Source organism: Nocardioides maradonensis (genome assembly GCF_054777115.1).
This window is the reverse complement of sequence record NZ_BAAHAZ010000001.1, coordinates 365,229-385,906: the sequence shown is the minus strand read 5'-3', so window position 1 is coordinate 385,906 and position 20,678 is coordinate 365,229. Positions and strand designations below refer to the sequence as shown.

The 20,678-nt window shown below is 72.5% G+C and carries 19 protein-coding genes; 8 read left to right on the top strand and 11 right to left on the bottom strand.

Translation table 11 applies throughout. The features are described from left to right. Positions 1–4: 4 nt before the first annotated feature. Genes ACYVAQ_RS01660 through ACYVAQ_RS01630 form a run of 7 tightly spaced genes read left to right on the top strand, consistent with a single transcriptional unit; the run spans position 5 to position 8,250 of the window. Positions 5–1,099 (top strand): MCE family protein, encoded by a 1,095-nt coding sequence (locus ACYVAQ_RS01660; protein ID WP_460786691.1) that lies wholly within the window; start codon positions 5–7, stop codon positions 1,097–1,099. Beyond that, a complete protein-coding gene (locus ACYVAQ_RS01655) occupies positions 1,099–2,148 on the top strand; it encodes an MCE family protein (protein ID WP_460786690.1) in 1,050 nt (349 codons plus the stop codon). Before ACYVAQ_RS01660 ends, ACYVAQ_RS01655 begins: the two co-directional genes overlap by 1 nt. Then, positions 2,145–3,128, top strand: a complete 984-nt coding sequence (locus ACYVAQ_RS01650) for an MlaD family protein (RefSeq protein ID WP_460786689.1) — start codon at positions 2,145–2,147, stop codon at positions 3,126–3,128. The genes ACYVAQ_RS01655 and ACYVAQ_RS01650 overlap by 4 nt, the downstream gene beginning before the upstream one ends. Then, the gene (locus ACYVAQ_RS01645) at positions 3,125–4,258 is read left to right on the top strand and encodes an MCE family protein (RefSeq protein ID WP_460786688.1); all 1,134 of its coding nucleotides are present in this window, start codon (positions 3,125–3,127) and stop codon (positions 4,256–4,258) included. The genes ACYVAQ_RS01650 and ACYVAQ_RS01645 overlap by 4 nt, the downstream gene beginning before the upstream one ends. Continuing rightward, a complete protein-coding gene (locus tag ACYVAQ_RS01640) occupies positions 4,255–5,238 on the top strand; it encodes an MCE family protein (RefSeq protein ID WP_460786687.1) in 984 nt (327 codons plus the stop codon). The genes ACYVAQ_RS01645 and ACYVAQ_RS01640 overlap by 4 nt, the downstream gene beginning before the upstream one ends. Beyond that, positions 5,235–6,365 (top strand): MlaD family protein, encoded by a 1,131-nt coding sequence (locus ACYVAQ_RS01635; protein WP_460786686.1) that lies wholly within the window; start codon positions 5,235–5,237, stop codon positions 6,363–6,365. Before ACYVAQ_RS01640 ends, ACYVAQ_RS01635 begins: the two co-directional genes overlap by 4 nt. Before the next feature lie 16 nt (positions 6,366–6,381). Further along, positions 6,382–8,250, top strand: coding sequence for an AMP-dependent synthetase/ligase (locus ACYVAQ_RS01630; RefSeq protein WP_460786685.1), 1,869 nt, complete (start codon positions 6,382–6,384; stop codon positions 8,248–8,250). On the opposite strand, the gene ACYVAQ_RS01625 is transcribed toward ACYVAQ_RS01630, so the two are convergent. The 9 genes from ACYVAQ_RS01625 to mtrA form a co-directional block, all read right to left on the bottom strand. After that, positions 8,241–8,969: a VOC family protein gene (locus tag ACYVAQ_RS01625; protein ID WP_460786684.1), complete on the bottom strand. Its 729-nt coding sequence runs from the start codon at positions 8,967–8,969 to the stop codon at positions 8,241–8,243. The two genes, ACYVAQ_RS01630 and ACYVAQ_RS01625, sit on opposite strands and share 10 nt — an antisense overlap. Beyond that, positions 8,966–10,150, bottom strand: a complete 1,185-nt coding sequence (locus tag ACYVAQ_RS01620) for a winged helix-turn-helix domain-containing protein (RefSeq protein ID WP_460786683.1) — start codon at positions 10,148–10,150, stop codon at positions 8,966–8,968. Before ACYVAQ_RS01620 ends, ACYVAQ_RS01625 begins: the two co-directional genes overlap by 4 nt. 8 nt (positions 10,151–10,158) lie before the next feature. Beyond that, on the bottom strand, positions 10,159–10,554 hold the full coding sequence (locus tag ACYVAQ_RS01615) for a hypothetical protein (RefSeq protein WP_460786682.1): 396 nt from the start codon (positions 10,552–10,554) through the stop codon (positions 10,159–10,161). Positions 10,555–10,875: 321 nt separating this feature from the next. Beyond that, on the bottom strand, positions 10,876–11,556 hold the full coding sequence (locus ACYVAQ_RS01610) for a response regulator (protein ID WP_460786681.1): 681 nt from the start codon (positions 11,554–11,556) through the stop codon (positions 10,876–10,878). A gap of 59 nt (positions 11,557–11,615) precedes the next feature. Next, complete coding sequence (hpf, locus tag ACYVAQ_RS01605) at positions 11,616–12,236, bottom strand: ribosome hibernation-promoting factor, HPF/YfiA family (RefSeq protein WP_460786680.1); 621 nt, start codon at positions 12,234–12,236, stop codon at positions 11,616–11,618. A gap of 154 nt (positions 12,237–12,390) precedes the next feature. Continuing rightward, positions 12,391–13,119 carry a ComF family protein gene (locus ACYVAQ_RS01600; protein ID WP_460786679.1) on the bottom strand — a complete coding sequence of 243 codons (729 nt, stop codon included), beginning with the start codon at positions 13,117–13,119 and terminating at the stop codon, positions 12,391–12,393. A 57-nt stretch (positions 13,120–13,176) separates the two neighbouring features. Beyond that, complete coding sequence (locus ACYVAQ_RS01595; RefSeq protein WP_460786678.1) at positions 13,177–14,895, bottom strand: LpqB family beta-propeller domain-containing protein; 1,719 nt, start codon at positions 14,893–14,895, stop codon at positions 13,177–13,179. After that, positions 14,892–16,538, bottom strand: coding sequence for an MtrAB system histidine kinase MtrB (gene mtrB, locus ACYVAQ_RS01590; protein ID WP_460786677.1), 1,647 nt, complete (start codon positions 16,536–16,538; stop codon positions 14,892–14,894). Before mtrB ends, ACYVAQ_RS01595 begins: the two co-directional genes overlap by 4 nt. Then, positions 16,535–17,239, bottom strand: coding sequence for an MtrAB system response regulator MtrA (mtrA, locus tag ACYVAQ_RS01585; RefSeq protein WP_460786676.1), 705 nt, complete (start codon positions 17,237–17,239; stop codon positions 16,535–16,537). Before mtrA ends, mtrB begins: the two co-directional genes overlap by 4 nt. A 118-nt stretch (positions 17,240–17,357) precedes the next feature. Here mtrA and ACYVAQ_RS01580 point away from each other — a divergent pair, with 118 nt between their 5' ends. After that, positions 17,358–18,323, top strand: coding sequence for an AurF N-oxygenase family protein (locus tag ACYVAQ_RS01580; RefSeq protein ID WP_460786675.1), 966 nt, complete (start codon positions 17,358–17,360; stop codon positions 18,321–18,323). 327 nt (positions 18,324–18,650) lie between these two features. On the opposite strand, the gene ahcY is transcribed toward ACYVAQ_RS01580, so the two are convergent. Then, positions 18,651–20,096, bottom strand: a complete 1,446-nt coding sequence (ahcY, locus tag ACYVAQ_RS01575) for an adenosylhomocysteinase (protein WP_460786711.1) — start codon at positions 20,094–20,096, stop codon at positions 18,651–18,653. Positions 20,097–20,201: 105 nt separating this feature from the next. Beyond that, positions 20,202–20,669 (bottom strand): glycerol-3-phosphate cytidylyltransferase, encoded by a 468-nt coding sequence (gene tagD / locus ACYVAQ_RS01570; RefSeq protein ID WP_460786674.1) that lies wholly within the window; start codon positions 20,667–20,669, stop codon positions 20,202–20,204. Between the last annotated feature and the right edge of the window lie 9 nt (positions 20,670–20,678).

The window sequence follows — 20,678 nt, the reverse complement described above, 5'->3', positions numbered from 1 at the left end:
ACCGATGTCCGACATCCTCTTCCCGCACACCCGGCTGTCGCGCCGCGCCCTGCGGCTGCGGCTGGCCGCGGTCGGTGTGGTCGGCGCCGTGGCGATCGGTGGGGTCACCGGGGTCCTCGGCATGGAGACGCTCGGGATCATGTCCGGCGACGTGCGCGTCACCGTCCACCTGCCCACGACCGGCGACACCCTGGGCATCAACTCCGACGTGAAGTACGCCGGCCTGCGCGTCGGCCGCGTCGTGTCGGTCGACCCCGGCGTCGCCCGGCACGACCCCACTGCGGTCGTGCTGGTGCAGCAGCGGGACGCCGCCGAGATCCCCGCCGCGGTGAGGGCACGCGTGCTGCCGGGCACCCTCTTCGGCAACGAGTACGTCGACCTGGTGGCCGCCGGCTCCGGAGCAGTGGCCACGACCGACCACCTGACGAGCGGCGTCGACGTACCGGCGGACCGGTCGGCGCGCACCCTGCGGCTGATGGACACCTTCGCGGCCACCCAGCGCCTGCTCGCCGCGGTCGACCCGTCCCATTGGGACACCGCGCTGTCGCAGCTGGCCGGCGCCCTCGCGGGGCGGGGCGACGACATCGCCCGGTTCATGGCCGACGCCGAGAGGATGCTCGGCCGGTGGACGAAGCTGCAGCCCGCCGTGATCCGCGACCTCCACCTGCTCGCGACCGACGCCGACACCGCCGACGGGATCGAGCCGCAGTTGGTGCGGGCGCTGCGCGCGTCCCGGCCGCTGGCCCGCACCCTCGTCGCGCACGCCCACGACACCGACACGCTCCTCGGCGACACCGTCGGCCTGCTCGACGGTTCGACCGGGATCACCACGTTCCTGGCGCTGCACGGCCCGGACGTCGCGCGCCTGCTGGACGCGACCGCGGCCACGCTGCAGACGTTCGCCGACCGGCACCCCGCGTTCGCCTCGCTGCTCGCGAAGGTCCCGTCCCTGCTGCGCAACGGCGCGGCCGCGGTGAAGAACGGCCGGATCCAGATGGAGGGCGTCCTCGCGCCCCAGATGATGAGCCCGTACGGCGCCGCCGACTGCCCGCGCTACGGCGACCTCGCCGGACCCGACTGCCCGAAGGCGGCCCACTGATGGGCCGCCAGCTCAGCGAGCTCCGCCGGCACAAGGGCCCGACGCTCGGTGTCGCGCTCTTCGCGCTCGTGGCGCTGCTGCTCACCTCGATGGTGGCGGGCACGCTCTCGCGCAGCGCGGGCGGCGACACGATGACGGTGACGGCGGTGTTCCGGGACGCGACCGGGTTGCGAGCCGGCGACGACGTCCGCCTGGCCGGCGTACGCGTCGGGCGGGTGACGGGCACGCGCCTCGGCACCGGCGACCAGCGCGGCCTCGCGATCGTGACCCTGCACGTGCAGTCGGACCAGCGGATCGCGGGCAACACGATCGCCGCGATCGACTACCTCAACATGATGGGCCAGCGGTACGTCGCCCTGGAGCCGCCGACCGGCGCCGCTGCCGGACGCCTCACCGACGGCGCCACGATCCCCGTGGCGGACACACGGCCGGCGCTCGACCTGACCGCGATGTTCAACGCGTTCCGGCCGATCTTCGACCTGCTCGACCCGGCCGACGTCAACCAGCTCGCGACCAACGTCATCGGCGCGCTGCAGGGCGAGGGACCGACCCTGCGCGTGCTGCTGCAGCAGACCGCCGCCCTCACCCATGGCCTGGTCGACCGCGAGGCGGTGCTCACCCGGGTCAGCGACAACGTGATCGCGGTGCTGCAGGCCACCGACCAGCACCGGGCGGCCTTCACCCGGCTGCTCGGCGGGCTCGCGCGGCTGAGCACCGGCCTGGCGGGCGACCGGCGCCAGATCGCCGACGGCCTCGACTCCCTCGCCCGGCTCAGCCGGGAGACCTCGCGGGTGATCGAGCAGGCCGGCCCGAGCATCGTGGACGACGCCCGGCTCAGCGCCGCGTGGTTGCGCTGGCTGCAGCTCCACCGCTCCCAGGTCGTGGGCGCGGGCGGCGCACTGCCGACCCAGCTGCGCACCTACCTGCGCACCCTCGACTACGGCAGCTACCTCAACGTCTACGTGTGCTCGCTCGGGATCCGGCTCAAGGGCACGAGCACGACCCTCGACGTCGGCCCCGGCGACCGCCACTCCGCGAGGTGCCGGTGATCGCCTCCGTACGCCGGCTCGGCCGGCCCCTCCAGGTGGTCGTCGCGGTCGTGGCGATCGGGCTCGTCGCGCTGGCCGTGCACGTGCTGCAGGGCGCGCCGACGTACCACGTCCGGCTGCACTCGGCCGCCGGCCTCAAGCCGGGCGCGGAGGTCCGGGTCGCGGGGCTCAAGGTCGGCAGGGTGACCGCCGTGAAGGCGGTGCGCGACCAGGTCGACGTGGCCTTCCGCCTCGACGCCTCCTCCGCCGCCGACGGCATCACGGGCGACAGCCGCTCGGAGGTCAAGCTGCTCTCGATCCTCGGCCAGCGCTACCTGTCGCTCGCTCCGGGGACCGGTCCGGCGCTCGCCGACGGCGGCACGATCGCGATCACGCACGCGCTCGACACCTACCCGATCGAGCGCTTCTGGCTGGACAGCGTGCCGGACGTGGAGAAGCTCGACCTGCCCGTGCTGCAGCGTGCCGTGACCGTGCTCAGCCGGTCGATGGCGGTGGACCCGGGCCAGCTGCACGACGCGCTGACCGGGATCGGCGGCGTGGCCCGCCTGGTCCGTAGCCACGAGGGCCAGCTCGACGCCCTGCTCAACGCGACCCACCAGGTCACCCGCCTGGTGCTCGGCCAGACGCGCAACTTCGACGCGATCCTCGACAAGGGTGGCCAGGTCCTGGCCACCGTCTACCAACGCCGCGCGCTGCTCGCGGAGATGCTGCGGCAGGCCCACCGCTTCGTGACCGGGCTGACCGCCGTCGTACGCGCCAGTGCGCCGCAGCTCGAGCCCGGTCTGCGCGACCTGCGCGGGGTGCTGGCGACGCTGGACCGGCACCGCCGCCAGATCGACCAGACGCTGCGCCTCGCCGGACCGACCATCCGGGTCTTCACCAATGCGGCCGGCGACGGGCCGTGGCTGGGCGTCAACGCGCCGTACGCGATCTTCCCCGACGACATGGTCTGCTCGATCACCCCGGAGAAGTGCTCGTGAGGCGCCGGGTCGTGCTGGGCGTCGTCGCGCTGCTGCTGCTCGGCGGCGTGCTGCAGGGCGCGCGGGTGGCCGGTTGGCTCGGTGGTACGCCGGGCGACGACCTCGTCGTCACCGCCGACTTCGTCGACACCACCGGTCTGTACGTCGGCAACCAGGTGACCTACCTCGGCGTCCCGGTCGGCACCGTGGTCGACGTCGAGCCGCGCGGCGCGTCGATGCGGGTCGTCCTGCACCTGCAGCCCGGCACCCAGGTGCCCGCCGACGCGGGCGCGGAGATCCTGCAGTCGTCCCTGGTGACCGACCGGTACGTCGAGCTCGGGCCGGCGTACACCGGCGGACCGACCCTGGCGTCCGGCGCCCACATCACCGCCGCGCACACCCGGTCCCCGGCCGGCGTCGACGAGATCGCGACCGCCATCGACAACCTGGTCAAGGCGCTCAACGGCAACCTGCGGACCGGCCGCGGAACGCTCGGGAGCGGTCTCGGGACGCTGCTGGCGACCACTGCGAAGGCGCTCCGCGGCAACGGCACCGCCCTCCGCTCCGCGCTGTCGAACGGGCAGGGCGCCCTCCAGGTACTGACCTCCAAGGACGCCGCGCTGACCCAGGTCAGCAACGACCTGCGCGGCCTCGTCGACGTGCTCGCCCGTCGCGACCGCCGGATCCGGACGTTCACCCGGCAGTCCGACGCCACCCTCGGCGTGCTCGCCGGCCAGAGCGGCGAGATCGCCGCGACGATGAAGGCGCTCGACCGGCTCTCCGTGCTGGGCAGCGCCTTCCTGCGCCGCAACGCGGGCGTCCTCGGCCAGGACCTGGCCGGGGTGGACGACATCGTCGGGATCGTGCGCCGGCACCAGGCGTCCCTGGCCGAGGCGTTCGACGACATGCCCACGCTGGCGCAGAACTACGCCCAGGCCTACGACTGGAAGACGCAGCGGCTGCGGGTGCAGTTCTCGTTCGCGGCCGGCCCGTTCTCGTCGCTGTTCCGCGCGCACACCTGCCAGCTGTTCGCCGCCGCCCTGCCCGGCGCCGCCGCCTTCTGCGACGCGCTCGACAACCCCGACGGCACCGGTCTGCTCGACGGGATCCTCGACGGCCTCTACAACTCACTGCCCGGGAACACGCCGTGAAGCGCGTGTTCGGCCTGGTCGTCGCCGCACTCGCGCTCTGCTCGGGGTGCGGTCTCACGCTCACCGACGTCCCGATGCCGAAGCTGGTCAGCGGGCCGACGTACACCTTGCGGCTGGAGTTCGGCGACGCGCTCAACCTGCCCGTCGACGCCCCGGTGAAGCTGGAGGGGGCCACCGTCGGGCAGGTGACGTCGGTGGCCGCCGACGGCTACCGCGCCGACGTCGAGGTCGCCATCTCGACCGCGGTGCACCTGCGCAGCACGAGCACCGCCGAGATCCGCCTCACCGCGCCGATGGGTACGTCGTTCGTGGAGCTCAGCCAGGGCCGCACCGGCGGCTACCTGCCCGCGGGAGGCACGATCGCCCTCGCCGCCACCAGCGAGGCGCCGGACGTGTCGGACCTCCTCAGCGCGCTCTCGACAGTCGTGACCGGCGGCAGCTTCGGCGACATCTCGACCATCATCAAGCAGCTCAACGTCGCCCTCACCGGGCACACCGGCACCGTCCGGGCGCTGCTGTCACGACTCGACACGGCGGTGACCGGGCTCAACCGACAGCTCCCCACGCTCGACCGGCTCACCGGGTCGCTGGACCGGCTGACCCGGCGGCTGCGCGGCGACCTGCCCACCATCACCGCGTCGCTCACCGACCTCAGCCGGCTCATCGGCACCCTCTCCCGGCAGCGGGTGCGGATGATGGGCACCCTCGCCGCGCTCCGCCGCTTCGAGCTGCAGGCGACGCCGTTCACCGAGGCCACCCGCGCCGCCGTCGTCAGCCAGCTCGGGTCGCTGCGCACCGTGTTCCACACCCTGCTCGGCAGCAGCAGCGACATCAACGGCGTGATGGCCGGCCTCGCCGCCTTCGCGAAGGGCAGCGACCGGGCCGCACCCGGCGACTTCGCGAACTTCGACCTGACCCTGCTGCTGGACCCGAGCACCCTGGCGGCGTACGAGAACGGGACCGGAGGCGTGAAGAGGTGAACAACCCCGCCGACATCGCCGCCGCGGGAGCGCGCCGGGTCAGGCGTCGCGCCCACCTGGCCCAGGTGCTCATCCTGGCCGTGCTCGTCGCCGGCACGGTGTACGTCGCCGACACCGTCGTGGGCGGCTCGCTGTTCCACCACCCCTACCACCTGACCGTCGAGCTCGACCAGGCCGCCGGCCTGCACCAGGGCTCCGTCGTCACCTACCGCGGGCAGCGGATCGGTGAGGTCACCGACGTGCGGCTGTCGGGGCGCACCACCGGGGCACGGGTCGTCGCGGAGGTCTCCATCGACAAGGGCGTCGAGGTCCCGCGCAACAGCACGATGAAGGTGCTCGACCTGTCCGCCGTCGGCGAGCAGTACCTCGACATCCAGCCCAGGTCCGCCACCGGCCCCCTGTACGCCGACGGCGACACCGTGTCGCTGGCCCACACCACCACCCCGGTCAGCGTGCCGCAGGTCCTGGTCGACGCGCAGGCCCTGATGCGTCACCTCGACGTCCGCGACGTGCGGACCATCGCGCACGAGACGCAGCGCGTGTTCAGCGGCTCCGACGTGGACCTGCGGGCCCTCTCCATCGACCTGGAGTCGGGGTTCGCGATGCTCCGTCGCCTCGAGCCGACGCTGACCCACCTGGTCCGCACGGCCCGGGTGCCGCTGACCACCGGCGTGGTGCTGAGCCCCGCACTCCGGCGGATCTCCGCCGCCCTGGCCCGCGTGACGGCTGCGCTCCGGTCGGCGACCCCCGCGATCCGGCGTACCGTCGTCAACGCGACGGACCTGCTCCCCCGGCTCGACCGCTGGTGGCGCGCGAACCGCACCACCCTCGTCGCGCTGCTCGACCGCGCGCTCCCGCTCGCGGTGATGTCGGCGCGCCACCTCCGCGGCCTCAACACCTGGCTGGACTGGGCGCCGCTGCAGGCCGTTGCCATGGCCGGCAGCACCCGCGGCGGCAGCGGACGCGTCCTGCTCGTGCCCAAGATCCTGAAGAACTGCGTCTACTCCCCGATGCACCAGCGCGACCTGTACGACCTGAGCCGGCGCCCGCCGCTGCTGGACGAGCGGTGCACCGACCCGCCGGCCGGCACCCAGGCACGCGGCTCGGCCAACGTCCCCCGTCAGTGAACCGAGAGGAAGCCCCATGACCGACACCCTCGACACCCGCGCCCGGATCGAGGCGTCCATCGCCGGCGACACGCTGCCCGCGGCGTTCGCCCGCACGGTCGCCGAGCGCGGCGACACGATGGCGTATGCCGACAAGGTCGGCCTCGACCTGAGCGCCGGCTACGCCCCGGGGTGGCGGTCGCTGACCTGGCGCGAGCTGGCCGGACAGGCCGAGGCGGTGGCTGCGGCGCTGATCGACGCGGGCGTCGCGGCCGGCGACCGGGTCGCGTTCATGTGCGGCAACCGGATCGAGCACGTGGTCGCCGACCTCGGCGCGATGCACGCCGGCGCCGTCACGATGTCGGTCTACAACACCCTGTCGGTCGACCAGGTCGCCTTCGTCGCCGGGCACAGCGAGCCGACCGTGGTCGTGCTCGAGACCGCCGACCACCTGGCGCGGTGGGAACGGGCGCTCGCCGAGAGCTCCTCGCTGCACACGGTCGTGCTGATCGACGCCGAGCCGCCAGCCGGCGACGAGCGGTTCGTCCGCTGGGAGGACTTCGTCGCGGCGGGCTGGGGGTCCGCCGCGACGAACCCCTCGGCCGTGGCCGAGCGCGTGGCCGGCGTAGGTCCTGACGATGCGGTGACGATCCTCTACACCTCCGGCACCACCGGCGACCCCAAGGGCGTCGTGCTCACCCACCACGCGGTGCTCTACGAGGCCGCCTGCTCGCTCGAGGCTGCGGGCGCCACGGGCGACATCGTCTTCATCTCCTACCTGCCGTTCGCGCACATCGCCGAGCGGATGCTCGGCATGTACATCCCGCAGGTCATCGGCGGCGAGATCCACCTGATCGCCGACCCCGCGCACCTGCTCGGTGCCCTCGCGGAGGTCCGGCCGACACGGTTCTTCGGGGTGCCGCGGGTCTGGGAGAAGATCAAGACCGGCATCACGGCGCGGCTCGCCGCCGAGCAGGACCCGGAGAAGCGCGCCCAGATCGATGCCGCGCTCGCCACCGGCCTGGAGTACGTCGAGGCCCAGCAGCTCGGGCACTCCCCTTCCGCCGAGCTGACCGCCCGTTTTGAGGCCGTCGACGCCGCCCTGCTCGGCTTCCTCCGCGCCCTGCTCGGCCTGGACCGCTGCGCGTGGGCGGCATCGGCCGCCGCACCGATGCCGCTCGAGGTCGCGCGGTTCTTCGCGGGGCTCGGCATGCGGATCTACGACGTCTACGGGATGACCGAGACCTGCGCGGCGGTGACGGCCGGCGGGCCGGCCTCCTTCCGGTTGGGGACCGTCGGCCGGCCACTGCCTGGCATCGAGATCTCCCTGGCCGACGACGGCGAGATCCTCGCGCGCGGGCCGGTGGCCTCGCGCGGCTACTACCGGCTTCCTGCTGCCACGGCGGACCTGATCGACCCCGACGGCTGGGTGCACACCGGCGACATCGGTGTCATCGACGAGGACGGCTTCCTCTCGGTCGTGGACCGCAAGAAGGAGCTGATCATCACCTCCACCGGCAAGAACATCGCGCCCTCCAACATCGAGAACCACCTCAAGGAGAGCCCGATCCTCGGCCACGCGCTGGTCTTCGGCGAGGGACGTCCGTACGTCGTCGCCATCCTCACCCTCGACGCCGAGATCGCCCCGCTGGTGGCCGCCCAGCTGGGCCTTCCCGCCGGGCTGTCGCTGGCCGAGCTCGCCCAGCACCCCGCTCTCCTGGCCGTGGCGCAGGCGGCCGTCGACGCGGCGAACGCGAAGCTCTCCCGCCCCGAGCAGGTCAAGGCCTGGGAGCTGCTCCCGGTGGAGTGGACCGCCGAGTCCGAGGAGCTCACGCCCACCCTCAAGCTGAAGCGCCGAGTCGTGCACGCGAAGTACGCCGACGTCCTGGACCGCCTCTACGGCTGACGGTCGGTGACGCAGAAGACTCGCCCGGTCGGGTCGGCGAGGACCGTCCAGCTCTCGCCGTCCCTCACCCGCCGCGCACCCAGGCCGACCAGGCGGGCGACCTCGGCGGGCCGGTCGGTGGTGGCGAGGTCGAGGTGGGCACGCACCGTCGTCGACGGGTCGTCGGGCCCGAGCCGCTGCAGGAGCAGGCGCAGGGGCTGCTCCCGCGGCCGCACCAGGGAGCGGAACTCCGCCAGATCGGTGGGCTGGTCGGCCCAACCGGTGAGGGCGGCCCAGAACCCCACCTCCGCGTCGTACGCCGGCGCAGGGATGTCGAGGCAGACCTGGTCGACCAGCGAGGAGTGGCCGTCCGGCCAGATCGGCGCGGCGGCGCGCTGCGACTCCTCGCCGGCCGGCACGAGGCAGAACGCCAGACCGCCGGGGCTCCGGAGCACGACGTAGCCGCGGTCGGCCACCTCGTCCGCGCCGAGCGCGACCGCGGCGTCGGCAGCCGCGCGCGGGTCGTCGACGTGCAGGTCGAGGTGGAGCCCGGCAGCCCCGGCGTCGATCCGTTGCAGCCGGAGGTGGGCGTCTCCGGAGGGAGGCACCAGCGTCGCGAACTCGTCGCGCTCGCCTCGCGTGGGTGAGATCCGGCTGCCGGTCGCGGCCGCCCAGAACGCCCACGACGCGTCGGCCGTGCCGGGAGCACCGTCCAGGAACGCCGTCAGCCAGCTGATCATCGCGATGCCCCCAGCGCCGGCGCCAGGTCGCCGCGCCGCGCCACGACCACGTCGTCGAGGTCGAGCCAGCCGGCGAGCCGCTGCAGCTCGGCCCGCAGCTGCTCGGCGGTGTCGGGAGGAGCGGCGGGCTCGGCGTACGCGCCCTGGACACGGAGCACGCGCCGGGGCCGGTCGGCCTTGAGGTCGACCCGAGCCACGACCCGGTCACCCAGCAGGAACGGCAGCACGTAGTAGCCGTGCACGCGCTTGTGGGCGGGCGTGTAGATCTCGATCCGGTAGTGGAAGTCGAACAGCGCCTCGGTGCGCGCCCGCTCCCACACCACCGGGTCGAACGGGCTGAGCAACGCTCGCGCCCCGACGCGGCGCGGGAGGCGCGCCGCGCTGTGGAGGTACGCCGGGCGGCGCCAGCCCTCCACCCTTACCTCCTCGACCTCGCCGGACCCGATCAGGGTCACCAGGGCGCGCGTCGTGTCGGCGACCGACATCCGGTAGTAGTCGGCGAGGTCCTTCGCGGTGGCCACGCCGTGGCTGCGGGCCGCTCGGCGTACCAGCTCGACGTGGGCCTCCTCGGGCGTCGGCGTCGGCAGCGCGAGCACCGATGCCGGGAGCACCCGCTCGGGCAGGTCGTAGCGGATCTCGAACTGGCTGTTGCGCCCGGCGATCGCGAGCTCCCCGGTCATGTAGAGGTAGTCGAGGGCGATCCGGGTCTGCGACCAGTTCCAGCCCCAGTGCTCCTTGGCGCGGGGCGCGCCGGTGTCGAGCTCGCGCGCGGTCGACGGGCCGCTGTCGCGGATCGCGGCGAGCAACCCGTCGTGGAGGTCGTGCGGAACGTCCTTCCACCACTTGAACTGGCGTGCCCGGTAGTGGTCCATCCGGTGCTGCATCACTGGCCACAGGTCAACCGGCATCAGCGCCTGCACGTGCGCCCAGTACTCCACCAGCCGGCGCGGGCGGCCCTCACCCGCGCGGCGGAGCAGGTCGACGTCGTAGGGACCCATCCGGGAGTAGAGCGGCATGAAGTGGGCCCGCTGCAGCACGTTGACGCTGTCCACCTGCAGCACCCCGGTCCGGGCGAGCGTCCGGTCCAGCGTCCGCATCGTGGGTACGGCGTGGGCCCGGTCGGTGAACCCCTGTGCGGCCAGCGCGACGCGACGCGCCTGGGCCAGCGACAACGCCTCCACCGCCGACCTCAGCGCGCGACGCGAGCGGCGATCGCCACGTCGTATCCTGCACAGACCGCGGGGTACCACCCCGGCAGCCGCGAGTCCGGGCTGGCGCCGCGCAGCGCGTCGAAGAGCGCGTGCGACGCCCAGCCGCCGGCCAGGACCCGTCGCGCGGTCGCCGACTCCCAGTGCGCCGCCGACGCGGCCAGGGCTCCCGTCGCCGCCACGACCGCCGCCTCGACCACGAGCCCCCCGGTGCCGACCGAGCGGCGTGCCGCCGGGTAGATCAGCGCCGCGACGACGAGCCCGCCACCGATGCCGACCACCTCGGCCCTCCCGCGCATCCGACGGGCGAGCTCACCGCTGGCCCAGCCGGCGGCAGCGCCGACCCCCACACCCGCGACGTTGCTGAGAAGTCCCATGCCGCCCATCCAACCGCAAGCGACCGACACCCGTCCGGCAGTGGAGTCGGACGCGCGCCCCAGGACGGACCGATCGTGAGCAGAGGGGCAGGGTGGCCTCATCGGTACTCGTTGTGCCCCACCGGCCCCGATCGGTCCGCCGCCGGGCAGCACCGAAGTCCTGCCGCCAGACCAAGGCAGGACCTACGGCGGCCAACCGCGAGCGCGGCAGCGCGGCGCCGCCGACGCCGAGCCGGGGTTCACCCGCAACCGAGCGGAGCGAGGGCGCGGGTGAACCCCGGGAAGCGTCGATCAGCGGCGACGCGCTCGCGCCCAAAGAAGCTAGTCGAGCTCGACGATCTTCTCGCGGACCGCGAACATGACCGCCTCCATCCGCGAGTGCAGCTGGAGCTTCTCGAGCATGTTGCGCACGTGGTTCTTGACCGTGTTCTCGCTGATCCGGAGCCGCCCCGCGACCTCGCGGTTCGACAGCCCCTTGGCGACCAGGCGCAGCACCTCGAGCTCGCGCTCGGTGAGCTTGAGCGCCGGGCCGTTGCGCTCGGGCTTCGACATCGTCTTGAACTCGTCGATGAGCTTGGCGGCCATGGAGGGCGAGATGAGCGACTGGCCGTCGGCGACGACCCGGATGCCCTGGGCGACCTCCTCGATCGAGGAGTCCTTGAGCAGGTAGCCCGAGGCACCGCTCTTGACCGCCTCGTAGAGGTCGCCCTCCTCGTCGGACATCGTGAGCATGATGATCTTGGTGGAGGGCAGCGCCTCCTTGATCTGCACGCAGGTCTCGATGCCCGACTGCTTCGGCATCCGTACGTCGAGCAGGACCACGTCGGGCGCGGTGCTGATCGCCAGCTCGGCGCCCCGGACGCCGTCGCCGGCCTCGCCGACGACCTCGATGCCCTCCTCGACACCGAGCAGCATCGTGAGGCCGCGCCGGAACAGCTCCTGGTCGTCGACCACGAGGACCCGCACCGGCTCGGAACCTGCCGGTGTCATCACACTGCTCACGCCCGAGATCATGGCATGGTGCTCCGATCGAACAGCGGTCTAGACCCTCTTTCGGCCCGCTACTCGCCGCCCAGGTCGAGCGAGATCACCCCGTAGTCGTAGCCGCGCCGGCGGTAGACGACCGAGGGGCGCTCGCTCTCCTTGTCGACGAAGAGGTAGAAGTCGTGACCGACCAGCTCCATCTCGTACAGCGCCTGGTCCAGCGTCATCTTGGTGGCGGGGTGCGTCTTCTCGCGGACGACGAGCGGGCCGTCCCCGGTGACCGTGATCGGGCCCACCTTGCGCTCCTCGACCTCCACCTCCGTGGCGACCTCCGCGACGGTCGTGGCTCCGCCGGCCAGCGCCTGGCCCACGGACACCGGCGTACGCCGGCCACGGTGCACCCGGCGGCGGTCGGCGGCGCGCCGCATCTGGGCGGCCATCTTGTCGAGGGCCAGGTCCAGGGCCCCCATCTTGTCCTCGGCGGAGGCCTCGGCCCGGATCACGGGACCCTTGGAGAAGGCGGTGAGCTCTACGTGGACGGCGTGGTCGTGCTGGCGCGGATTGGGTTCGCAGTCGACCTCGACCTGGACCCGGATGATCCGGTGATCGTGCTTCTCGAGCCTGCTCAGCTTGTCAGTCGCGTGCGCTCGGAACCCGTCCGAGATCTCGCAGTGCCGACCGGTGACCACAACGTCCATCGTGAACCTCCATGTGCGGATTGATGGTGCGGAGTCGCGACGGAACCACCGACGTCGATGCGGCGGCCGCAGCCCTGGACCGCCTCGCGTCGAGATGACACGGAAGAGGCATCCAGGTGGACTCCATGCAAAGACGTTAGTGCGCCACGGCCGGTCAGGAAAGGGATTGGCTGCCCGAATTGGCGGAACCTGATGAGTTGCGGCGCCGGGTCGCGGCGACGCAGGCGATCGCGTGGACGCCGATGCCGGCCGCCTCGAGCGCCCGCTGCGCCTCGCGCGCGGTCGCGCCGGTCGTCAGCACGTCGTCGCACACGAGCACCCGGGCCCGCACCCCCGCGTGACGACGGACCAGGCCGCTCGGGCACCACATGCTGCCGGCCAGGTTGCGGGAGCGCTGGTCGGCGCCGAGGCCCGCTTGGTCCAGGACCGGACCGCGCAGCCGCAGGACGGGCGCGACGCCGACGGCCCGTCCGTCACCGCGCAGGACCCGGGCGGCGTGCCGGACCATCGCCCCGGTCGGGTCGTAGCCGCGCTGCCGCTGCGCCGCGCGCCGGGACGGGACCGGCACCAGCAGCACGCCGTGCGCCGGGTCCGCGACGGCCGAGCGGACCGCCACGGCGAGCAGCTCGCCGAGCGGCCGGGCGAGGGCGAGGAGCCGGTCCTCCTTGTGACGGACGACGAGGGCGCGCAGGCCGTCGGCGTACTCCCCGACGGCGTACGGCGGAGCCAGGCCGGGCGGGGTCGGCGTCGGCCAGGCAGGGGCCGCGGTGGAGGGCAGCTCCGCGTGGCACGCCCGGCACAACGGACGACCCGGACGCCCGCAGGTCACGCAGGCGGCGCCGAGCACGAGGTCGGCGAAGGCGTCGTACAGGCCGGCGGTCACCCGGCCATGGCACCAGCCGTCGTCCGCCCCCGCAACCGGGGCCCGCCGGGCTGTGGATCAGCCCGGGTAGGTGAGCTGGCCCAGGCGTGCGGCCACCGGGGTGCTGACGCGCGTGCGTACGTCGACGAGCGCCCCGTCGAGCACCGCGTAGGTCGACTGGTCCGGGTCGGGCGATCCGGCCAGAGCCGTGACGTGGCCGCCGATGACGGTCGAGACGCTGCCCGCGCCGATCGTCGACCCGTCGGCCGGCACGATGTCGACCTGGTAGAGGCTGCCCGGCCGGGTCGGCGACAGCACAGCGAGCAGCGTCGGCGAGGCCCAGGCGATGTCGTCGACACCGCGCCCCGGCCCGATCGGGACCTGGAACGGCGCCACGAGGCGGCGTACCCGGCCGTCGGGGGCGGTGGCGACGCGTGCGCCGACGATTCGATCGCCGCTCGGCCGGTGGACGACGGCGACCAGCCGGGTGCCGTCGCGCGAGACCAGGAGGCGGCGGACCTCCTGACCGGTCGCACCGGGAAGGACGAGCGTGGTCAGGTGCCCGTCCTGCCAGCACCGGACCACGGCGCCGCGGGACCGCCGGTCGACCAGCCACACCCGGCCGGCCAGGTCCACCGTGGGTCGCGCGAGCGACGAGGCACCCGAGAGCAGGATGCGGACCCGCGGGTGCAGCAGCGACGTGGTGGGCGCCTCGATCGCGGTCGTGCCGCCGTCGGTGACGGCCACCGCGTTCCGTCCGTCCGGCACCATGGCAAAGCTGTCGATCGGGTAGCTGCCGTCGCCCAGCGGTCCGGGCACGGGCAGCAGCCGGCTCGGGTCGCCGCCGACCAACCGGCCGCGGGCCACGCCGTACAGGATGCTCGGGGTCTGTGCCATCGCCATCATGCCGGCGTCCAGGTCGACCGGGTGGACGCGGTCCGACCCGCCGACCGGCTGGCCGTTGAGCCGCAGCCGGAACCCGGTGAGGTCGGCGTCCTGCCGCAGGGTGGCCGCCACCTGAGCCAGGATCAGGCGCGCCTCCTCGGCCGACGGCTGGGTGCGTCCACCCGCCAGGTCCACCTGGGCGACGCCGTTGGTGACGGGCACGGACAGGCTGAGGCTGAGGCCGGCCGGGAGGAACGTGCGGACGACGCCGGCGAGCCCGTTCGGCGGGCCGGCGAGCAGGGCCGTCATCAGCGCGGTCGGGAGCTGGTCGCCGCGGGGCGCGAACACCGGCTCGGGCACCAGGTAGCGCGCCGCCGGGTCGAAGTAGGAGAGCGCGACCTCGCTGAAGCGCTGCTGGAACCAGGTGGTCGGCACCAGCATCTGGTCGGGCGGGTCGGCGATGCGGTACTCGCCGTCCTCCCGCACCACGTCGAAGGAGATCGTCCGGTGGGCGGCGGGCACGGCGCCGCGCCACGCGCCGGCCGAGTCGAGGCGCGCGGCCCCGCGCAGCCGCAACGACACCCGGTGGCCGTCGTCGGTCGGCGGGTCGTAGGTGGCGTAGACGACCATCGACGCGACCGGGTTCCACTCCCGTGCCGCATCGGAGGTGAGGTACTCCTTCGCCACCCGCGTGGTGATCGGCCACGCCGTCATCGCCTCGAGGAAGCCGTTGACCACGTCGAGGCGCGACTCGCCGGGCTGCGGCGGCTCCGCGTCGATGTCGGAGGGGGGACGCGTCGTGTCGGCGCCGCGCGACGCGACGCTCACCACCGGACCGGTGTCGGGCAGCTGGACGCAGCCGGCGACCAGCACCGGGAGGAGCAGCACCGTGGCCGCCAGCGATCGCCTCATCGCGCGGTCCCGCCGTCCAGGTGGGCGACGTCGGCCGCAGGAGTCAGGACGTCGTCCTCGGGGGCCAGCGGGAGCGGGCTGGAGTGCAGGGTCTCGCCGGCGTGCCGGGGCACGGTCAGCCGGAACTGGGCGCCCCCGCCCGGTCGACCCCAGGCCTGCAGCCACCCGCCGTGCAGGTGCGCGTCCTCCAGGGCGATGGCCAGGCCGAGGCCGGTGCCGCCGGTGGTGCGGGCGCGGGCGGGGTCCGAGCGCCAGAAGCGGTTGAACACCAGGGCCGCCTCCCCCGCCGCCAGGCCGACCCCGTGGTCGCGCACCGTCACGGCGACGGCGTGGTCGTCCGCGGCCAGCCGCACGGCCACCGGTCGGTCGACGAGCGTCGGGTCGGCGTGGTCGATCGCGTTGCTGACCAGGTTGCGCAGGACACGCTCCACCCGGCGTACGTCGACGTCGGCGAACACCGCCTCGTCCGGGGCGTCCACCTCCACCCGTACGCCGCGCTTGTCGGCCAGCGGGATGCACGCCTCCACCACGCGGCAGGCCACCCCGACCAGGTCGACGTTGTCGGTCTCCAGGACCGCCGCGCCCGCGTCGAACCGGCTGATCTCGAGCAGGTCGCCGAGCAGGTCCTCGAAGCGCCCGAGCTCGCGCTGCAGCAGCTCGGCCGACCGGGCGGTGGCCGGGTCGAAGTCCGCGCGGGACTCGTGCAGGAAGTCGCTCGCCATCCGCACCGTCGTCAGCGGCGTCCGCAGCTCGTGGGACACGTCGGAGACGAACCGGCGCTGCAGCCAGCTCAGCTCCTCGAGCTGGCGGATCTGGCGCTGCAGGTTGGTCGCCATCTGGTTGAACGACAGGGCGAGGCGGGCGAGGTCGTCCTCACCCGAGACGCGGAGCCGCTCCTGGAGGCGGCCGGCGGCGAGCCGCTCCGCGACCTGGCGCGCGAGCCGGATCGGCGTGACGACCTGGCGGATCACGAGCCAGGTGATCCCCGCGAGGAGGGCCAGCAGCAGGGTGCCGGCGACGAGCAGGCCGCCCGCGACGAGGTCGAGGGGGTCCTGCTCCTCGTTGAGCGGGAACAGGAAGTACAGCGGGTAGGTCCGGCCGTCGGCGGGCAGCTGGAGCTCCGCGCCCACCGCGACGCCCGGTTCGGAGACCCTCCCCCCGTCGGGGAGCGTGCGCGTGATCGTCGTGTACGTCCAGGCCGTCCCGAGGCCGACGCTGTCGAAGTGCTGCTGCAGGCCCGCCGGGACGCTGCTCAGGTCGAGGCCGCTGGTGTACTGACCGCCGCCGTCCTGCACCGAGAGACCGGCGCCCACCGGAGGTCCGAGAACCACCAGGTAGCCGCGGCTGGCGCCGCGCTCGATCATCGGGTCGAGCAGGTCGCGCTGCTGGCGGCCGACGTTGACCTCGGTCCCGGAGGCGGCCTCGAGCCGCACGGTCGCGTCTGCCATCTCGCTGTTGACCTCGCCGACGGCGACGTCGACGCGGTGCTGCAGCAGCCCGTCGCGGGTGTGGGCGAGCAGCAGCCATCCCACGGCCGTCACCACGAGCGCCGACATCACCACGGTGCCGACCACGACCCGAGCCTGGATCGAGCGCCGCCAGAACGTCAGCGCCCGACGCAGCCCGCGGGTCAGGACCTTCACGTGGCGGCGCCGGCCTTGTAGCCGACGCCGCGGACCGTCACCACGATCTCCGGGTGCTCGGGGTCGTGCTCGATCTTGGAGCGCAGCCGCTGGACGTGGACGTTGACCAGGCGGGTGTCGGCGGCGTGGTGGTAGCCCCAGACCTCCTCGAGGAGGACCTGGCGGGTGAAGACCTGCCACGGCTTGCGGGCCAGGCAGACGAGCAGGTCGAACTCCAGCGGCGTGAGCGGGAGCTGGACGCCGTCGCGGGTGACCTGGTGCCCCGCGACGTCGATGGACAGGTCCCCGATGCCGAGCGTCTCCGAGGAGGCGCCGTCGCGCCGGCGCACACGCGCACGGATGCGGGCCACGAGCTCCTTGGGCTTGAACGGCTTGACGATGTAGTCGTCGGCCCCGGACTCCAGACCGAGCACCACGTCGACGGTGTCGCCCTTGGCGGTCAGCATCACGATGGGTACGCCGGACTCCGCCCGGATCTCCTTGCACACGTCGATGCCGTCCTTGCCGGGCAGCATGAGGTCCAGGAGCACCAGGTCGGGCCGGTAGTCGCGGAACGCCGCGAGCGCCTCGTCACCGCGCGGGCAGACCCGCGACTCGAACCCCTCCTGCACCAGGACGATGCCGAGCATCTCCGCGAGGGACGCGTCGTCGTCCACGACCAACACCCGTCCCCGGGTGGGGTACGTCGACTGCTGACTCACGTCTCACATCGTAGGCAGATCGGCCGTCGATCCACCGATTCCGCGCCCATTCGCCGGCACCGGCGGCGTTCTCCGGAATCCTTCCATCGCTACACGGTGTAGCGGTAACGTGGGGAACGTGACGCTCACCGAGACCCGCATGGACTACGACGCCACGCTGCGGATGCTCTCCGAGGCATCGGCGGTGCAGCACTTCCAGGCCTTCCGCGACATCGACTGGGACGCCCCCGAGATGCAGTTCCCCGCCGACGACGAGCGGTGGATCCTGCCCGCGTCCGACCCGATCTCGCGCCATCCCTGGTACACCGCGCTCCCCCGCGACCGGCAGATCGCCGTCGGCCGGCACCGGCTCACCGCGCTCACCAAGACCGGGTCGCAGTTCGAGCAGCTGCTGCTCCTGGGCGGCACCCAGTTCCTGATGGGGCTGCGCAACAGCAACCCCGAGTTCCGCTACTTCATGCACGAGCTCACCGAGGAGACCCACCACATCCAGATGTTCCAGGAGTTCACCAACCGGGCGTGCCCGGAGGTGAGCGGCTGCCCGCGCTGGCTGCTGCGGCTGTTCCCGCTCGTCGGCCACCTGGGCGCACTCACCCCGGCGCTGTTCTTCGCGATCATCCTCGCCGGCGAGGAGCCGATCGACCACGTGCAGAAGAACCAGCTGCGAGGCGGCGGCGTCCACCCACTGCTCGACCGGATCTGCTCGATCCACGCCGCCGAGGAGGCCCGCCACATCGGCTTCGCCCACGCCTGGCTCGAGCACCACTCCCCGAACCTGAGCCGCTTCCAGCGCTGGCTGATCGGTGTCCTCACCCCGGTCGTGATGCGGATCGGCTCCGACGCGATCCTGGTCCCGTCGCGCGCCGACCGGAGGATGATGGGCATGCCCCGCTCGGTGATCCGCGACTGCTTCGGCCGCGCGCCCGAGGCCGCGAAGTTCCGCCGCGACCTCTTCGCCGACGTCCGCACGGTCTTCGACCGGATCGGCATGCGCACCCGCTGGACGCTGTGGGCGTGGCGCTGGATGGGGGTCGACGGTCGCCCGTCGCGCTACCGCGGCGAGCCCGCGGCCCCGTCGCACTGACCCACGAGCGGGTCGCTCGGTCGTCCTGCGTCCCGGCTCCGGGCTCCGAGGGGCACCCGGGCCTCCGGTCGTGGGAGGGCTCCGAGGGGCACCAGGTCGGCGAGGCGTCACCCCCTATGGGTCACCACCCGAGATCGGTCACGTCATCGAAACGGCATCCGGGAGGTGACCCATAGGGGGTAGTCCTCGACGACCTGGTGCCCCTCGGAGCCCGGAGACGGACCGGAGGACCGGGTACCCCTCGGAGCCCTCCCACGACCGCGGGACGACCGAGCGGCCCGCACCCCGAAGGGTGCGAGCCGCTCGACGCGAGTCGGTGAGGGTGACTCAGTACCGGTAGTGGTCCGACTTGAAGGGACCCTCGACCGGGACGCCCAGGTAGTCGGCCTGGGCCTGCGACAGCGTGGTGAGCTCGACACCGATGGCGTCGAGGTGCAGGCGGGCGACCTCCTCGTCGAGGTGCTTGGGCAGGACGTACACGCCGACCGGGTACTCGTCGGTCTTGGTGTAGATCTCGATCTGCGCCAGCACCTGGTTGGTGAAGGAGTTCGACATGACGAACGACGGGTGGCCGGTCGCGTTGCCGAGGTTCAGCAGGCGGCCCTCGGACAGCACGATGACCTTCTTGCCGTCCGGGAAGATCCACTGGTGGACCTGGGGCTTGATCTCGTCCTTGACGATGCCCGGGATCTTCGCCAGGCCGGCCATGTCGATCTCGTTGTCGAAGTGACCGATGTTGCCGACGATGGCCTGGTTCTTCATCCGCTCGAAGTGCTCGACGCGGATGATGTCGAAGTTGCCCGTCGTGGTGATGAAGATGTCGGCGAAGTCGACGACCGACTCGAGGCGCTTGACCTCGTAGCCGTCCATGGCCGCCTGCAGCGCGCAGATCGGGTCGATCTCGGTGATGATCACGCGAGCGCCCTGGCCGCGGAGCGACTCGGCCGAGCCCTTGCCGACGTCGCCGTAGCCGCAGACGACGGCGGTCTTGCCGGCGATCATCACGTCGGTGCCGCGGTTGATGCCGTCGATGAGCGAGTGGCGGCAGCCGTACTTGTTGTCGAACTTCGACTTGGTGACCGAGTCGTTGACGTTGATCGCCGGGAAGAGGAGCGAGCCCTCCTTGAAGCGGTCGTACAGGCGGAGCACACCGGTGGTGGTCTCCTCGGTGACGCCCTTGATGCCGTTGGCGATGTTGGTCCACCGCTGCGGGTCGTTCTCGAGGGAGCGCGCGAGGACCCGGAGGACCTCCTTGTACTCCTCGTTGTCGGTGGAGTCCTGGCCCGGCACGGCGCCGGCCTTCTCGAACTCGACACCCTTGTGGACGAGCAGCGTGATGTCGCCGCCGTCGTCGAGGAGCATGTTCGGACCGACCGGGTTGCCGGCCTCGTCCTTGAAGTCGAAGACCTTCTCGGCCTCGTCCCAGTACTCCGCCAGGGTCTCGCCCTTCCAGGCGAAGACGGGGGTGCCCTGCGGGTCCTCCGGGGTGCCCTTGCCGACGACGATCGCGGCGGCGGCGTGGTCCTGGGTGGAGAAGATGTTGCAGGTGGCCCAGCGGACGTCGGCGCCGAGCGCGGTCAGCGTCTCGATGAGGACACCGGTCTGGATCGTCATGTGCAGCGAGCCGGCGATGCGCGCGCCCTTGAGCGGCTGCGAGTCGGCGTACCGCCGACGCATCTCCATCAGGCCCGGCATCTCGTGCTCGGCGAGCGTCAGCTCCTTGCGGCCGAACTCGGCCAGGGAAAGGTCAGCAACCTTGTAGTCCACGTGCATGGGTCCTTCGTGGTCGAAGTGTCGTCTGCGGCGCATCTGCGCTCCTACGGGATCTCCCGCGCAGGACGTGACCCACCTTAAACGGTCGGCGCCAGCAGCGGGGAACTACGACAGGTCGCGGTAGTGGTCGAGGAGACCGGTGAGCGTGGTGACGGCGCGCTGGAGCTCGTCGAGGTGGCCGGCGTCCAGCCCACCCAGCATCTGCTTGATCGAGGTGCTCGAGACGCCCTTGGTGCGCGGCAGGTAGACCACCTCGCACAGCTCCTTCAGGTCGTCGAACTTGCCGGTCCAGTCGTCGCCCATCACGAACACGTCGACGTCGTGGTCGACGATGTCGGTGCGCTTCTGCTCCCAGCTGTTCTCCGGGATGACCAGGTCGACGCCCTTGATCGAGGACACGATGTCGGCGCGGTCCTGGTAGGACACGACGGAGGTCTTGCCCTTGCCCGCGTTGAACTCGTCGGTCGAGACGCCGACGACGAGGCGGTCCCCCATGGCGGCCAACCGCTCGATCAGCCGCAGGTGGCCGACGTGGAACAGGTCGAAGGTGCCGTAGGTCAGGACGGTCTGCATTCGACGGAT

Excerpts from the sequence above, each read along its gene's own strand:
- ACYVAQ_RS01655 (WP_460786690.1), top strand. The coding sequence starts at position 1,099 with ATGGGCCGCCAGCTCAGCGAGCTCCGCCGGCACAAGGGCCCGACGCTC.
- ACYVAQ_RS01630 (WP_460786685.1), top strand. The coding sequence starts at position 6,382 with ATGACCGACACCCTCGACACCCGCGCCCGGATCGAGGCGTCCATCGCC.
- ACYVAQ_RS01595 (WP_460786678.1), bottom strand. The coding sequence starts at position 14,895 with ATGAGGCGATCGCTGGCGGCCACGGTGCTGCTCCTCCCGGTGCTGGTC.
- ACYVAQ_RS01625 (WP_460786684.1), bottom strand. The coding sequence starts at position 8,969 with ATGATCAGCTGGCTGACGGCGTTCCTGGACGGTGCTCCCGGCACGGCC.
- tagD (WP_460786674.1), bottom strand. The coding sequence starts at position 20,669 with ATGCAGACCGTCCTGACCTACGGCACCTTCGACCTGTTCCACGTCGGC.
- ahcY (WP_460786711.1), bottom strand. The coding sequence starts at position 20,096 with ATGCACGTGGACTACAAGGTTGCTGACCTTTCCCTGGCCGAGTTCGGC.
- hpf (WP_460786680.1), bottom strand. The coding sequence starts at position 12,236 with ATGGACGTTGTGGTCACCGGTCGGCACTGCGAGATCTCGGACGGGTTC.
- ACYVAQ_RS01660 (WP_460786691.1), top strand. The coding sequence starts at position 5 with ATGTCCGACATCCTCTTCCCGCACACCCGGCTGTCGCGCCGCGCCCTG.
- ACYVAQ_RS01615 (WP_460786682.1), bottom strand. The coding sequence starts at position 10,554 with ATGGGACTTCTCAGCAACGTCGCGGGTGTGGGGGTCGGCGCTGCCGCC.